The sequence below is a fragment of the Streptomyces sp. NPDC101225 genome (assembly GCF_044767585.1).
Classification (GTDB): domain Bacteria; phylum Actinomycetota; class Actinomycetes; order Streptomycetales; family Streptomycetaceae; genus Streptomyces.
In genome coordinates this window covers 293,733-307,422 of record NZ_JBIWOE010000002.1, presented here as the reverse complement: position 1 = coordinate 307,422, position 13,690 = coordinate 293,733, and the positions used below count along the sequence as shown (strand labels likewise).

10 protein-coding genes are annotated in these 13,690 nt (G+C 65.9%); all 10 read right to left on the bottom strand.

All coding sequences use genetic code 11. The annotated features are described in order from the left end of the window. Window positions 1–28 precede the first annotated feature (28 nt). Window positions 29–1,216 carry a helix-turn-helix domain-containing protein gene (locus tag ACIRPX_RS04125; protein ID WP_404187918.1) on the bottom strand — a complete coding sequence of 396 codons (1,188 nt, stop codon included), beginning with the start codon at window positions 1,214–1,216 and terminating at the stop codon, window positions 29–31. 112 nt (window positions 1,217–1,328) lie between these two features. Beyond that, entirely contained in the window at window positions 1,329–1,970 is a 642-nt protein-coding gene (locus tag ACIRPX_RS04120; RefSeq protein WP_404187915.1) for an HAD family hydrolase, read from the bottom strand. A 45-nt stretch (window positions 1,971–2,015) separates the two neighbouring features. Further along, window positions 2,016–3,374, bottom strand: a complete 1,359-nt coding sequence (locus tag ACIRPX_RS04115; protein ID WP_404187912.1) for a DNA cytosine methyltransferase — start codon at window positions 3,372–3,374, stop codon at window positions 2,016–2,018. Between the two features lie 9 nt (window positions 3,375–3,383). After that, entirely contained in the window at window positions 3,384–5,156 is a 1,773-nt protein-coding gene (locus ACIRPX_RS04110) for a DUF6339 family protein (RefSeq protein ID WP_404187909.1), read from the bottom strand. After that, window positions 5,156–6,052 (bottom strand): hypothetical protein, encoded by an 897-nt coding sequence (locus ACIRPX_RS04105; RefSeq protein WP_404187906.1) that lies wholly within the window; start codon window positions 6,050–6,052, stop codon window positions 5,156–5,158. Before ACIRPX_RS04105 ends, ACIRPX_RS04110 begins: the two co-directional genes overlap by 1 nt. Further along, window positions 6,049–8,034 (bottom strand): hypothetical protein, encoded by a 1,986-nt coding sequence (locus ACIRPX_RS04100; protein WP_404187904.1) that lies wholly within the window; start codon window positions 8,032–8,034, stop codon window positions 6,049–6,051. Before ACIRPX_RS04100 ends, ACIRPX_RS04105 begins: the two co-directional genes overlap by 4 nt. After that, window positions 8,031–9,056: a PD-(D/E)XK motif protein gene (locus ACIRPX_RS04095; RefSeq protein ID WP_404187901.1), complete on the bottom strand. Its 1,026-nt coding sequence runs from the start codon at window positions 9,054–9,056 to the stop codon at window positions 8,031–8,033. The genes ACIRPX_RS04100 and ACIRPX_RS04095 overlap by 4 nt, the downstream gene beginning before the upstream one ends. Further along, window positions 9,053–11,608: a Z1 domain-containing protein gene (locus ACIRPX_RS04090; RefSeq protein WP_404187898.1), complete on the bottom strand. Its 2,556-nt coding sequence runs from the start codon at window positions 11,606–11,608 to the stop codon at window positions 9,053–9,055. Before ACIRPX_RS04090 ends, ACIRPX_RS04095 begins: the two co-directional genes overlap by 4 nt. A 281-nt stretch (window positions 11,609–11,889) precedes the next feature. Further along, a complete protein-coding gene (locus tag ACIRPX_RS04085) occupies window positions 11,890–12,282 on the bottom strand; it encodes a very short patch repair endonuclease (RefSeq protein ID WP_404188268.1) in 393 nt (130 codons plus the stop codon). A 390-nt stretch (window positions 12,283–12,672) separates the two neighbouring features. Then, complete coding sequence (locus tag ACIRPX_RS04080) at window positions 12,673–13,683, bottom strand: SEC-C domain-containing protein (RefSeq protein WP_404187895.1); 1,011 nt, start codon at window positions 13,681–13,683, stop codon at window positions 12,673–12,675. Window positions 13,684–13,690 lie beyond the last annotated feature (7 nt).

The following is a 13,690-nucleotide window of genomic DNA, read 5'->3' as shown; positions in this document are numbered from 1 at the left end:
CGGTCAGGGGTACCCCGAGCGCTGTCTGTCAGGTGGCGGCGCACCACTCCGCGAAGTTCGTCAGTGCTTCCGAGTCGGAACGCTTCAACCGCCTCAACGTGGCTGCGTCTTCACGGACCCACGGGTGCTCCCGCGTGTGCTGCGGGGCGATGTGACGGGCGACTTCAAGGGATTCGAAGGCATGGCCCGCGAGTCCGGACCACAGCTGGGCCCTGGCCAGTTCGATATGGAACCCGGAGCGCCGTTCTGCCGGTAGATCGGACGGTGGCGTCCAACCGCGTGCCGCAGTGAGAGCACGGCCCACGTGGTCGTTGCCCAAGCTCACGGCGACGGACACCTCGTGGATACGTACCGAGTCGGGCCCGAACGCCGTGCCGTGATAGACGGCTTCGGGCACTTGGTCCGCGAGCCTTCGAGCTTCGTCGAGATGCGTCTCGGAAACCGCCGCATTCCGCGCGCGGCCGGCGATGACGGCAGCTCTCATGTGCAGGGTTCCTCTCGCCGCTACGGCGGATTCCGTATCGGGGACGGGTGCCGAGTCGATGGCATGCTCAAGGGCGCGTAGTCCGGCGTCGTGGGCGCACGCCGCGAAGAATGTCTCTGTCCGTACGTAGGCGACGGACGCGTCGAGCAGCGGATCGTCCGCATCACGTGCGGCCCAACGCATCAGTTCCACCAAGCGGGCGGAGAGGTCGAGGGCCCCGAACTTGAAGGCGACCGCGTCCGCTGCGCGGTAGGCCGTGGCCAGGAGCGCGGCCAGTTCACGCTTGTTTTCCGCAGAGGCTCCGTGATAGGCGCGCGCCAGCTCAAGCAGCAGGTCGGGAAGCTGGTGGACGATCCGTGTGTATTGAGCGGCAAGCCGCCGACGTGCGACCTCGGAGACGGCAGCTCGTAGCTGGTCGAGGGGGCGTGTCGGACCATCACAAGGGACGTCGTACAGGGCGATCGCCGCGGAGAGCGCGGGCATCGCCTCCCTCACTCGGGTGTGCGCGGGGCCGCGGTCTGCACAGAGGCGGCTCGGGTCGACGCCGAGCACGGCGGCGAACACATCGAGCGTCGCATCGGTGACGCCGCGCTCACCTCGTTCGATCTTCCGGACCGTGCCGAGTGCGACATTGGCGGCGTCGGCGAATTGCCGCTGCGTCAGCTTCGGGCGCATGACGCTGCGGTAGTAGGCGATCCGCTTTCCGACTCCACCGTGTGCTTCTGCAGGCATACCGACTCCCGTTCCAGGCGTCCACTCCGAAACGTACCCGAGTCGGTACGTGGAGTGTTCGTGCGGGGCTAGGTCTGCTCGACCTGAGGGCCGTCGGTCCTGCCGGCTGCTGTCAGGTCGCGACGATCGTGGTGAGCTGAGTGAGGCTGTCGATCCGCCAGTCGGTCGCCGCCTCCAACTCCAGGTCGTTCGCCCACAGATGACCCCACGGTCCGCGTCGGATGTGCGCGGTACGTAGGCCGGCGGCCTTAGCCGGGAAGACGTCGTTGGCAGGGTGGTCGCCGACGTACACCGTCTCCCGAGGCGCGGCCTGTGCCACCTCAAGAACACGCTCGAAGAATTCCGCGTGCGGCTTGGCCACGCCCCAGTCGCCGGATGTGACGACGAGATCGACCGGGAGGTCGAGCCCTCTCAACAGCTCGCCTGCACGCGATGTCTGGTTTCCGGCGACGATGACCCGGATGCCGAGTTTGCGCAGTCCGGACAGAGCCGGACGGACGTCTTCGTACAGATCCGTCTCGTCGAGGAATTCCCCCCGACCGGCTGCCTCGCGGGCATGGTATTCGGCGGCGAGGTCGATTCCCGGCCGAGCGAGGCGTACGGCGTCGGCATTGTCGCGCCCCAGAGCGACCACAGCACCCACCAGGGCGGAGAGGGTATGGCGGGGGATGCCGAGCCAGTCCGCCCACGAGTGCCAGTAGCGGTCGTCGCGGGTGATGGTCTCGCCGACGTCGAGGACGATGGTCTCAATCACTTCGGGAAGACTACGGGGTCCCCCGAGCGTCGAACGGGAGCCGGGTCAGTCGCGCAAGTAGGCATGGATCGCGGAGGCAATGGCAGTCCCGAGGGGGATGGGGACCGCGTTGCCGATCTGTCGGGCGATGTCGGTCTTCGAGCCGCACCAGCGGAAGTCGATCGGGAAGCCCTGGATACGCGCAGCCTCGTAATGCGTGATCGGACGAGCCGCCGTGGGGTGGAGGTATCGACCCTTCTCCGGTTTGAAGAACTCGGTTCGGATCGTGACAGACGGCTCGCCCAGCCGGAGTCGACCCATGACGTCGCCGGTGCCCGTGTTGTGGTTGTCCCAGCTCTCCGTCGAGAGGTACCTGACGGGTGTCTTCACTCCGGAAGGCTGTGAGGTCTCGAAGATTCGAATCTCGCCGTCCTTGTCCACCGTGTACCACTTACCGCTCAGATCCTTGCGGTTGCCACCCTTGGGGATTGCCTTGTATCGGGCGATCGAGAGTGACTCGGGGTTCCTGCCGAAGTGGAGATCGGCGGTCGTGAAAATACCGGGAATCAGGGCATCCACGTCCGGGACGTATTCTTTGGTGTCGGGGAGTTCAGTTCCTCGAAGTTGGAGCTGTGCGGATTCGTCGAATATGGCGTCGACGGCTCGCCAGTACGGCGACCCCACGTCCGGGCCGGTGAATCCGTCGAGCGGTTCGAGTGGGAATGCGGCGCCGGCTTTGGGGCGCCGGCGATGCGTTGTATCCGGGTACGCCATCGTGCGATCGGTGTCGATGTCCTTGCGGACGCCGATGACGATCGCTCGCCGACGCGCCTGAACTGCGCCGTAGTTGGCCGCGTTGAGGAGGTAGCGCCTGTGCTTTTCCTCGTCTGCTTCGCCGGGTCGGTGGCCAGGAGGATCGATCAACCGGTACTCGGAAAGTCCACCACCCTCTTTCACTTCGCTCAGAAGGTTGATGAACTCGTCCGACTTGAGGAAGCGATCAACGTTTTCGATGACGAATACTTTGGGTCGGATCTTCCCGACGATGCGAACGTACTCTTCCCAGAGGCGATTGCGTTCAGCGCCCTTTTTGTGTCGGTTGAGAGCCGAAAAACCCTGGCAGGGAGGTCCCCCGACCACCACGTCCGCGTGGAGGGCTTCTTCCGTGGGCTTCCAGTCCTCGATGTCTTCGAGGTGGACACGTGCCGGTGGAAGCCCGTTCTCCGATTTGCCTCCGAAATTAACCGCGTACGTGGCTGCGGCGGCGCGATCGTGCTCGACGGCCGCGACGCTGCGGAAGACAGGGCCGCCGTCCTCCGCCCCCTTCGGGCGAAACTCGTGGAACCCCTGGGTGAAGCCACCGCATCCAGAAAAAAGATCAAGGACCGTGATGGGCTCGGGGGTGAGGGGGCGGGGCGTGCTCATGAAGAGATCTTAGCCGCGCAGAGCGGCCGCGACGGCTCGACCGACAGCAGTGGCCAGGGGCGGGGGCATGGCGTGACCGATCTGACGGTACCTGGACGTCTTGCCACCGAAGAAGCTCCATTCTTGAGGGATCGCCTGGACCAGAGCAGCCTGCTCCACCGTCAGCTTGGGTTGCCCGTCCGCGGGGAAGTCTGGCCCAGGGGGAGCGTCACCGAGGCTGTTGCCGTTGACACCGAGCGTGGCCCACGCATTCTTGGTGCCTGTGGGACCTAGATCAGCACCTCCGCGACGGTCGGAGCCGCCGACTAGCGCAGGAGCGATCCGGTCCGCGCCCTTGATCCAACGCTCGACGCCGGGCCACCCGAGCGCCGACATGGAGGGGCCAAGCACCTTGCCGACCGTCGGAGGCGGCAACACGTGTGGCTCGGGCCAGGAGAATCGAGAGAAGTAGGGCTCTTGCAGGGCGACAAGGAAGCCACTGCTGCGGTTCTGCGGCACGCCGTAGTTCGCGGCGTTCAGGACGCGCCAGCTCCAGTTGTAACCGGAATCCCTGAGCTCGGTCTCTATCCACGCGCGGTCGGACGCGAAGTCCGGGCTCTCGACCAGATCCGGTACGTTCTCCAGGAGCACGGCTCTCGGGCCGACGGCGCGCACCAACGCAATCGCGGCTCTGAGTACGCCGCGTTCCTCCCTGTCCTCCGTGCGCCCCGCGCTTGCAGGTGACTTCACGCGGGGCAGCCCACCGCTGACCAGGTCGACGCCAAGAATTTCCGGGCGCTCACTGGGACGGAACTGAGCTACATCCATGCAGATCACGTCCCACTCGGGTCGGTTCAGGTCGATGGTGAAGCAGGCATCGGCCTTGCTGTCGATGAGGAGAACCGGGTCGAAACCCGCCTTCTCCAGTCCGAGCGCCTGTGCCCCGGCCCCGGCGCAGATCTCCACCGATCGGAATCGAGGCGATTCGGGCGTGTCCACGGGAAGCGGCTTGGACGTCGACTTCTGCCCCGCGAGTGACGTCGATTTGGACGTCGATCGCTGTGCGTCGACGGACTCCTCGGCCACCGCGCGCAATTCTTGATCCAGGGCGTGTTCCTCGATGCCGTCGAACAGCACGAAGGGGGCGAGTCGCAACAGTCTCTTGAGGAAGTCACGCAGTGTCTCGCGCTCGTTCAGGCCGGAGAGATCGAGGTCCTTCCAGACACGGAGGATGGCACGGACCATGTGCGGGCTTCCGCCCAACGCTGCCCGGCGGGCATAGATCTGATCGAACGCGGCTTCGCCCAAGATCGTGAGGGCACCGTACGGTTCCGGGGCGTCGGAGGAATGGATCAGTTGGGCTCGCCACCACAACCGGCCGAAGACGTGCCGGGTGAGGTCCGTTGCGAGGACGCGGTCCTTGGGCGGCTTGGGGTACCGCCAGTAGGCGACATCGGGCAGCAGGACCAGTGCGAGGAAGGCCCAGACGTCCCGTGAGGCGGCCTCGGCGGGCACCATGCCCGTCTCGGCGTGCAACAGAGCTGCGAGCCGAAGATCGAAGTCGGCATTGCGAACGCGATCGGAGTCGTCAGGGAAGCCGGCCTGTTTGGCGAGGTCGACGACTCCCGCGCGCAGTTCTTGGAGTTGGGCCGAGGAGATGCGATCACCTCCGGTGGCCACGTACACCGCGGAGGCGTGGGACGTGGCCACACGACTCGTCAAATCTGCGACGTAGAGTCCCCCGTACTCCTCGAAGAGTGGTCTTGCCTGTTCGGCCAACAACCGGGGGTAGAGGAAGCTCATCAGGACACCTCGAAGATCTTGACCGCCGCCTGCAGATCCGAGCCGAACAAGGCTGGTGACTGTCGTTGCCGGAGGCGGACGTCGGCGATCGGCTGTCCTGGAAAGAGCTGGGTGAACAGGCTCAGCATGGTTGCACCCAGCGAGCCCTCGGGGTAGTCGGAGTCCTCGTCGAAGTCGTCGTTGCTCAAGGCGTGTTCGACCATGAGCCGAGCGGCGTCCGCGTACACCGCGGAGAGCACGATCCGGTCGACGGGCCGCGGTTTGCCCGCGTTCTCGAACGCGGTGGCGGTGACCGTGTTCTTCTCGTTGACAAGAAGGAGGAGGGACCCCATCGTCGCACTCTCCAGGCTGCCGCTGATCTGCAGGTGCCAGGCCGCGTGATCGGGAAACGAGGTCAGCGCGAAATCGATCACAGCCATCGGGAACTGTGGTGCGTCGCCTTGGAGGCGCAGAAGCTCCCGGTCGCTCCACAGCACAGAGCCTGCTCGGCGTGGAGACGATGGGCGTGCGTCGCTCCTGCGCTCGGCCAGGACGAGGGCCGTGTCGAGCATGAGCAGACCACCCAGATCAGCGCCCCGCAGGCGAACCTCGAGTTCCACGGCGCACGTGCCGCTCGCGGTCAGACGGACGTGCTCAGCCGGTCCGCTCAGGTTGGATCCTGTGGCGGTCCACACTGCTGCGAGTACGAGGGCCGTGTCGGGCGGCAGACCGCTTTGCGTTCTTGCTCGGTCCAGGTCGACACGGACGGTTCTACGGAGATGCAGGTCCATCTGGTAGTCCCAGTCCGGCAGGGCTTCGGGCAGGTCGACATTGCCGTCCGGGGTCACCAGCAACCAGGACTCGGTGGTGACGACGTCCTCGGAGGGTATCCGGTAGGGCAGTACACGCCGCGTCACGATGCCTTCACCGCCTCCACCTTGATACCGATCTCGGTCATGGTGTCCGGGGCCGGCCTGACCAGGGCTCTCCAGACGGCTTCACCGCCCTCGATCACCCACGGCTCGGACCCATGCAGGCGACCGGCGTCGTCCTCCCATCCGATCAGTACGGGCATGCTTGCCCCGATGGGTGGATCGGTCTCCCGTCCACCGGTACCGGGAAGAGTGACTGCCAGATCGATGTGGACCCGCTGCGGACCTGGCACGGGCAGTCGGAAGTCCTGGACGAGCACGGAGTCGTTGCCACGATCGTCGTAATAGGGCTCGCCGATGTACTGCACCCGAGGACGTCGACGTGGTGCACCCGCTCCGGACGCGTCGGGGAGCGACTCGACGCCGGAACCGATGCCATTCCAGCCGGCCGATCCGCCTACGGTTGATTGTTCCGAGGCGGACGATACGGGCGTCGGAAGCGGACGACCACGCACCGAGCGTGTTGCGACACCCTCGGCGTCGCCCCTGTTCGCGCGCGTGGCAGTGCTGCCGGGCTTGGCATAGTCCGTGGCTCCACCGATTCCCCACGCGCCGCCGACCAACCCGGAGAAGAGCGAACTGGCCGCTCCCAGAGCGATGTTGCGGGCTCCGGGGCGGGCACCACCCCCGAGAGAGAGCAGATCGTCCAGCGCGTCGTGGATGCGGCGGAACGTTGTCAGGACGAAGGTGCTCTCAGGCCTCACGAGGGATTGAGGGTTCCACGCGTCGTGCGTGGGCGGCTCGGCCTTCGCGTAGACCTCGTCCATCGATTCGTCGGCCCGGAACACGCCGGCGTAGCCCTGGTTCACACTGGGGGGCTTCGGTCCGGGATGGTATGTGACGACAAGTTCTGCCGGTCGCATCAGACACACGTGATGCACGATGTCCTCGATGTCGAGCATGCGCGAGGCGTGTGTCGGATCCAACGATGGCATGATTCGCTTCACGAGCCCGAGACGCCCGAGAAGGCGCTTGGGTCTCAGGCAGTGCAGGTCGTTGCCATCCGGGCTGTTCATCGACTCGTAGGCCGCGACGAACATGTTGAGAGGACGGGTCTCCCGAGGATTGGGCACGGGGTGCTCGACACCGTCACAGACCACGCGGAATCGCATGGCGGGTTGTTCGCCGTCGTCCGAAATCATCTTCGGCCAGAGATGCCAGGCGATGGTCTCCGCCAGGTAGTGGGCCGCCTCGGACGGCGGGAGTTCATCGAGGTCCGGATCAATGACGACTACGGTTGTGCCGGTTTCGTTCGGGCCGAAGGGCCTGAGCCCCAGACGCTGAGCGGCGGTCTCCGCCTCACGTCCGACCAGGGGCTCGACGACCTCGCCCGATGTGTCACCCCACCAGTGCCGGCCGGTGTAGCGGCGATCTACTCCTGTTTCATCGGCAACGTAGCTCTTCCACAGGGTGCAACCGATGAGTCGCGTCTCGTGCCCTCCCACCGAGGTACGGCAGCGGGAGTGGACAAGGACGGTTCCGGCCTTGGACAGCAGATAGAAGATGCCCTTGCCGAAGCCGTAGGTGCCTCCGCCGAGTTCGGTGTCCCGAGGCTCGCCTATGTTGCGGATGAAGGAAACGAAGTCTCGCTCCGGCCCTACCGCGTCGTCGGCACGCGTGGGGCCCCCGAGCCCTCGGGTGCCGCGATCGGTCACGGCCAGGACCCGGACCGGGCCGTTCCGCAGGGTGTCACGCAAAGGGAAGTTCTCCGCGCCCGCAGGTGCGCCGCCGAGCAGAAGCTCTCGCCATGCGCCTGTGTGGGCCGGACCGACCGTCCACATGTCGATGCGGTAGTCCACCGGGGAGGAGGCCCCCGAGAGGCGGGCGTCCCAGCTGTTCTGAGCGGATTCGCGTACCAGGATGGTGAGCAGGTCGAGTTCCGGACGCCCGAGTTGGTTTCGAATACCTTCGGCCGCGCTCGCACCCTCCGGCGGATAGGGCTGGGAGAACCACCGTGGCTCGGTCATGCAGACTCCCGGATCATGCGCTCGATCAATTGCGGCACCTGGCCGGACGGCAGAGGAGCGGGCGTCTCACCGGAGAGGTCGATGGTGTACTCGACGTCCAGAACCGAGACGGCAACGCCGGCCTCGGTGAGTGCCTGGCCCGTGAGTCGGGGGAAACTCGGGCCGACGCGATACCACCGCTCCTCACCGACCGTGAAGCGCGCGTCCCTGTAGAACTCGGAGTCCTGCGAGCGATAGCCGACGGCTGCGAGGAGATCGAGCAGCGCAGCTTCGTCGTCGCAAAGTCGAGAAGCCTGCTTGACCAAATCCACGACGGAGGTACCGGCATTGTTCCCTGTCGCCCGTTGCAGGCGGAACCAGGCCAGGCAGAGAGTTCCGCCCTCGGGCGCCTCCAGCTGGTCGAGTCCGTGGATCCGCGGTCTCCGCCCTTCGTCGACGGTGGCCGCTTTGACTTCGACGGCGATGGTGCCGGCCGTGAAGTCATGGCGGTAACCCTCAGGACCCCGCCATAGGCGGTGTGCACTGGAATCCAGTCCGAGCAGCCGGTGGAGCACCGACAACTCGCCGAAGAGACCGGCAAGTTGTTCAGGCCCCAGTGGGGCTCCTTGTATTCGGAAAAGAGCCTTCCACCGATCGAGAACTTGGTACAACGCCTTGACAGGGTTGTGAGGGAGGGCTGCCGCCGCGGACAACACGTCCACGCACAGCTCCGCGAACAGATCAGCGAAATCGGAGTGAAGGCAGGCGAGATCGGCGTACGTCTGGTAGGTCTCGTCGTCCTCCAGAGCCCGCTTGTACAGACGCAGCACGGGCCCGTCCGTGCCGCGACGGACCTTGCGATGAGGATCAATCGGCACCAGCAGATGGCGGTGTCCTTCGTGGTCGGCGGCCAAGGCCAACGGTTCGCCTCCGCCAGAGGCGGACAACTCCGAAATTCTCAGCCGTCGTTCGCCTGAGACCTCCTCGGCAGCGAGCGCGGTCCATCGCTCCTCGACGAGCTTACGAAGCGCTTCCTTGCTCATACGTCCTCGCTGTCGAGGAGGCTGTAGTCCTCGTCCTCGATTCGTACGTTGGACAGGTCGGCGGAGACGTAGTCGACCGTGCTGTCGACATCCCATGGTTCTGGGAAGACGAGACCGACGCCGATCACGTGATCATCGGCGTTCAGCGGTGCACGCAGCTTCTTCGCCGGGCTCGGCTCGGACACCTTGTCGATGGGATACAGGACGAGGAGGCCTGTGTCGGGAAGCTTGTCGCGACGCAGATCCTTGATGCCTTGTTCATTCAGCTTCGCCGTGTCACCGTCCAGATCCACCGCGGCGTCGCGGCGGCTCATCAGGGTCTTGATGTCCGCGAAGTCCGGGTCGGGATTGGTCACCGCGAGACGGGCACGCGCATTGAGTCCCACGGCCACGTTGGAAGCAAATGCGAAGTCCTTCCCGCTGCCGCGGGGATTACCGACGATCGCAATGTTCCATCGCTTCAGGGACCTTGCCGCTGCAACGCGCTTTCGAATGTATCCGACGATCAGTGCGGCGTCGTTCTCCGGAGACTTCTCATGGAACCTGTACGTTTCGAGGAAGGTGATGACCACGTCATGCGGTACGTCTCGGAAGACGTACCGGCCGTCTGCGGGTCGTTCCTCCACCCTTGCCGTGCTCGCGACGGACGCGTTCACCAGAGTGCGCGCCGCGTCCATGTTGTCGCGCAGCCAGCCGGCGTTGGTGTGGAAGTAGCGAGTCTGGATCCGCTTGCCACCGTAGGAAGCCGCTGCTTTGACAGCACCGCGCATCTTTGCGGCCGCGGTCACTCGGAGTGCCGGATGGGTGCGCAGGCGCACTGCGAAGGTGAGCGGCGTCTCGTCCTCGGTCATGTAGATGTCGACGTCCCGACGCATCTCGGTCTCGACCGTGGCGAGATGACGGAACCACTCGGCCAACTCGTCGGTCATCCAGATACGAGGCAGGTCGGCGTAGCCTCCTCGGAAACCGAACCAGCGCCCCATCTGCAAGAGCGTGTCGTAGGCAGAGACAGCTCGGACGAAGTAGCTGACCGACAACCCTTCGAGGGTCAGACCTCGCGAAAGGGTGTTGCCGCCCACGGCGATTGCCACGACCGGACCGTTCTCGTAGTCGAGACGGTCCTCGCTGCTGGAGTTGTCCATGATGACGCGGCAGCTGTGCAGAACTCCCCGCAGCTCGGACAGCAGCTCATCGAACGGCACCTTCGTCTCACCGAAGTCCTGGGCCGGGACCCGCGCGGTTTCCTGCTCCCACAAGTTGTGCAGGCGGGAGAGGAACTGGGGATCGGCCAGGGACTGTATCGCCTTGTCGCGCAGGTGCCTCAGGGGCCTTCCGAAGCTGTTGTGCACGGCCGTGTTGACACTCGTGTGTATCAGCATCGTGCTGTGCGGGTTGCCCGTGCCGCGGACGCGCCTTGCCGCCGTGACCAGCCAGAAATACTCGATGGCTTGACGAAGGGTGTCGGTGATGACGGGTTCGAACCCCTCCACGTCGGCTCGTGTTGCGGGGCGTACGAGCGGTACGTCCTCGTCCGGCACCGACCTGATCATGTCGTAGCCGTCGTCCACCTGCTCGGGATCTTCGCCGTCGAGCGCGTAGCGCCCGAAGAGAACCTCGGTGCCGAAGTGTCCCTGCGGCTTGGGAAGGTTGACCACGAAGTGCTCGGGATAGAGGTCCTTGGCGCTCGGATCTATCAGCAGGTTCGCGAACGGCGAGGCTGTGTAACCGACATAGGCGCACTTCGGCAGCGAGCCCATGATGTCGAGGATCAGCGGGTTGATCGACTTCGTTGCCACGGTGGCCTGGTCGGCCTCGTCGTCGATGATCAGAGTGGGACAGTCCTCCAGGTAGTCGGACGCCTTCTCCAGCCACCGGGCGAGTTTGCGCAGCACTGTCGCGTTCTTCTTCACCACACACAGCACACGCGTCTTGTTGCTCTTCCCGAAGTACGAGGCCGGGTTTTCCTGCGGGGTGAAGTCCTTTTCCAGGCCGGTCAGTTGGGACCACATGGAGGGGTTCGGCTCAATGAGCTGCTGCACCAGGCGTGCCTGAGTCTGGCGTCGCAGGCCGTTGTGAATGCCCGCGAGCACGATGAACAGCTTGTATCCGCGGTCGGCGGCCTTGGCGATGACCGAGGTGAAGTTGGTCGTCTTGCCGGACTGGACATGGCCGACGACCAGGCCTCGGGTGGAGAATGCCTTCTCTTTTGGATGGTTCAGCAGCGACACGACGCGAGTGGAGGAGTCGTCGAGGCTGCTGATCGCGGGGTCCTGGGGCCAGCCGTCCATACGTAGCAGGTCGACGACTGCCGGCCAGCATTTGTCCTTGGGTTGCGGTCCCGTGTACCAGGTGTCGCGGTTGTCCAGGACCACCGCGTGCGGTTCGTCCATCTCCTTGATGCGTATGGTCTGCTGCTCGTGCCGTTCACGAATGCGTTCGACGATGTCAGGACTGACGCCGAGCTGTTCCAGGCGCTTGACCGCTTCCGACGGGGGGAACCCCTCCAAGAGCGCCTTGAACGTTTCGTACATACCGTCGAATGCGTCGGACATGAGATTCGCCCGTTCCCCGTTCCCGCTCGCCGGGCCGGCCGACGCGCAGGGCTTGCCGACTCCGTGGATGGATCCGTGAACGGCACAGGGCCCGGGCGAGAGCTGGCACGCCATTGCCTATGACGTCTACACACTATTGGGCGGGATCGGTGTAGATACAGGGATCGTGAGCAACGATCATACGCGACTTCGATCAGGTTGCGAATTTTGTACGGAAGATACGCTTCGGCCGGCAAGGTGCGGGCTGCTCGGGCGATCGGGGTCGGGTGTTGCGTCCCGCATCAGCGCTCTTGGTGCGGTGATCGCCGTTCCGTCACCGCGTCGGTGATCTGGCGGGCCACCTCCTCGGGGGATTCGTGCTCCCAGAACCTCAGCACCGTCCAGCCGGCGGCGCGCAACTTGTCGGTCGTCTCGCGGTCACGGGCCATGTTCTTGTCCAGCTTTGCTCGCCACCATTCCGCATTCGCCTTCGGCTGGGTCGCGTGCTCGGGGCAGCCGTGCCAGAAGCAGCCGTCCATGAAGACTGCAAGCTTGATCTTGCCGAAAACGATGTCGATCGTACGGCGACGTGCGTCGGGTACCGGCACGTTGACCCTGTAACGCAGCCCTGAGGCATGCAGGAGTCGTCGGACCGCGATCTCGGGAGCCGTGTCACGTCTACCTTGACGGCTCATCCGGGCGGAAACGGCTGCGGAGGAGGGGACTGCGTCTGGCACATGGGCATTGTGCCGGCGTCCTTCCGGCGCCGTCGCCCGCTGTGGCGACCGTCGGCCGCCCCCTCTTTCGCCGTGTCGTGTCTCCGTGGCCCGCGTCAACGGCGCTGCGCGTCGCCTTCGGTGATCAGCCTGTGGCCGACCCCTGATCCGGGCCGCTCCGGCACGAGGGAGAGGCGAGCGGGCGGCCCGGGGAGGCGGAGCCAGGTTGGTGGGGGAGTACCTCGGTTCAGCCGGTGGCCGGAGTCAGGGGCGCGTCGGCGGCTCGGGGCACGCCGGGACGGCTCAGCGGCCTTCGCCGAGTGGGGCGGTGGCCGCGTGGTGAGTGGGGTGCCCGTTCCGGTGTGGTGGCTATGACCCGTGGCATCCCTCATACGCCCGTCCCGACCCGCACCAGCACTCCGCTCCCCGCTGCGGCGGCCATTCCTCGGCGCGTCCTCGTGCCGCCAGTGTCGTCGCGTACTGGGGGAGGAGGTCCATGTTCGCCGGGGAAGTCGCCTCCGAGGCCGCGAAGGCCTCGTACGACGGGACCGTGCCCGTGACGATGCCCAGGTTGGGGGTGCCGGAGGCCGCCAGTTCCCGGAGGGACGCTTCTATCGTCGCGAGGTGTTCCTCGTGGGAGGGGTACTCGGCCGACAGGGACGGGTACGCCTCCACCAGTTCGGCCAGTTCCGGCGCCGGCCAGTGGAGCACCGCCACCGGGAACGGGCGGGACAACGCCTCGCGGTAGGCGCCGAGTTCGGCCTGCAGGCGGGAGATCTCCGCTGCCAGTTCCTGGGGGTTGTCGGAGCCCAGGGACCAGACCCGTTTGGGGTCGTGGAGTTCGTCCAGGGGGACCGGGGCCGTGTGGAGGGTGTCGGCCAGGATGTCCCAGTCGTCGTGCTCCGCGCCCAGCATGCGCCGTACGCGATGGCGGCCGAAGAGGAGCGGGTGGGTGGCGTACGGCGGCTCGGGCACGTCCGAGAGCAGGAGGGTCGCCCCCTGCGTGAACGTCTCCTGCGCCGCCTCCAGCTCGTCGTGCGACTCCAGCGCCTCCGCCACGATCACCCAGGGCGCCGGGTCCCTCGGGGCCGCCGCGCGGACGCCGTCGATGATGGCGCGGGCCTCGGCCTCGTGGCCGTACTCCCACAGGTTCGAGGCCTTCAGGGCCCGTACCAGGGAGGGCTTGTCCAGGCCGTCCGTGGAGGACAGCAGGCGGTCGTAGAGCGTGGTCGCGGCCGGGCGGTCGCCGGCCAGCTCCAGGTGGGCCGCGGCCTGGAGCAGCAGGGCCTCGGCGTCCTCGGGGTACAGGCCCGCGGTCCGCTCCAGGCGGGCCGCTTCGGCGGTGTGGTCAGCGTTCTCGGCTGGCGTGTCGGGGCGCATGAGGGAA